The following is a 1,984-nucleotide window of genomic DNA, read 5'->3' as shown; positions in this document are numbered from 1 at the left end:
ATCACGATCACGATGCAATTGCATGACCCCCCTTGCTCCAGGCGTGATCACGTCCCCCGTGTCAGTTTCCTGATTGGCGCGTCGCATGCGCGCAAGAGGATCTGAATAAGTAACTTTCAATAGTGGTATATAATCTATGGAATTCGTGTATGACAACTCTACCCACAGAACATGTGTGTAACAGTCCTCAATTCGCTTCTATATGAGTATCATGATCAATAACAAGTGATATTAATTACAAGATTTGGAGAGTTGAAAAAATAGTGTTCGAACCCTGAAAAAACAAATATCACTAGATTTTTTATACTAGTAAAATAGAATATGTCACTACTAGGGGTATGGAAATTAACTGATGATTCCATTCTCAGAATTACCCGAGCCTGACTCATCCAAAGAACATGCTTGGCTAATTCGGAGGTATGCCCCTAGCAGCTACGCCAAACTAGCGGTTTCATACATTAAGTAATTTGGTACACCTGTCGGATTTTGTAAGTAATTGACAAACTCGTGGTGTGAATCGCTCTTGAGATGGTGATACCAATAACCGATGATTTCTGTTGTTTTTTCAAATTGAGTGATCGTGCCCTGTACCCCCCGCTCCCGATAGAGTCCGTCTGGGCAATTACACGAATAATCATTAGAATTATATTCTGGTCGCTCATCATCATTATTGCTCGTGGTTTATTGTCCCGCGAGCCAGCTCCTGATGTAAGACCTACTCCATGGGTCACTCCCGCACCCGTGGTTTCTGAAGACACTTATTCTCAATAGTCACAACCACAGTTCTAGCGTTATCTCGATACCTCCTCTTCCCGATAGAACCATGTCAAATGTCTCTCTCGAGTATCACAACCCTTGATAGTTGCCAAACTTGTTGTAAATGGGATTTGCACCGTTTAGAACGTTCAATGAACGGTTGTTATCACACGGTCTCTAAACGTTTCACACGGTATCTCTCTGTCTTAACTAATAATTAGAAAGATACTGTCAGAAGATTAGTTAAGAATCGATACCTCCTCCCATGGTGAGCACCCCCCCGCTCCCGATGCATGCAAATGCAGAGGCACTTCCAGACTCAATTCAACCACTCATATGTTATTCTCGGGAGTCGGGGGAGTCGGGGGAGTCGACCTGATCCCGATGCCCCCCGCTCCCGATCACGATGTTCTCAACTTTGGAGTTTGTCTCATGAATCACAAGTTCCACTGAACCTGTCGCATACCCGCTTGAGCTGTTGAACTCTCTTGAGATTGTCTTTGGTGACTGTGTCTGTGGTTGCTCCTGTTGCTATTCAGGTCTCCCTAATCTAATGACCACTCGTATACTTGCGTCCGTGAGCCCAGTTCAATGCGGACTGTCGCAAACTCTCTATTAAAATACGCGCTGTCCAATCTCGGTCCGTCTGTCAGTGGAAATACTATCCATCCTGAGATGCTGGTTCCGGGAGCAATCGTGTGATCGGTGTCTGCAGATACCGCGTGGTAGGACTCATACGAGACTTGGTCTGCTGAGAATGGTCCCGATTCCGGTCCCGGTCCCCCCGGTCTTATTGGGATTATTGGTTCGCCATCATTTACCATGTCCATCTCACCTGCCAAGGGTCCAGTTGTGACTATTGGAACCTGTTGATCACTGTCCCCAATATTTCTGATCTCAAAGTGAATCAGAACATACGGACCGTCATAAGTTCTCTCGTCTCCCGTCTCAGCAGATACAATCTTGTCTGCTGTGGCAACGTCTGTGACACTGGCAGCCAGGGTTTGTGTTGATGCTTCCTCGCCTAATTGTAATTGTGTCGGTCCGCCTGCTGCTCCTGTTGCGGCAGTGACAACAAGAACGGACAGGATGATCCCGGTCAGACTGTATGCGGTTACTGATCCACATCGGACTGCTTGGCTGTCGCTGCGAGTCCCTGGGAGACGAGATAACACAGCACCGCTCTCACCAACTCTCCAGACATACCAGTGGTCTTCCAATCCAATAC

1 protein-coding gene is annotated in these 1,984 nt (G+C 46.8%); it reads right to left on the bottom strand.

From position 1 onward, the window contains the following. Nucleotides 1–1,301: 1,301 nt before the first annotated feature. A partial coding sequence (locus J07HQW2_RS01485) for a hypothetical protein (RefSeq protein WP_021053430.1) occupies nt 1,302–1,984 on the bottom strand: 683 nt, incomplete at its 5' end.

Source organism: Haloquadratum walsbyi J07HQW2 (assembly GCF_000415985.1).
Taxonomy (GTDB): Archaea; Halobacteriota; Halobacteria; order Halobacteriales; family Haloferacaceae; genus Haloquadratum; species Haloquadratum walsbyi_B.
This window is presented reverse-complemented; position numbering and strand designations above follow the sequence as displayed.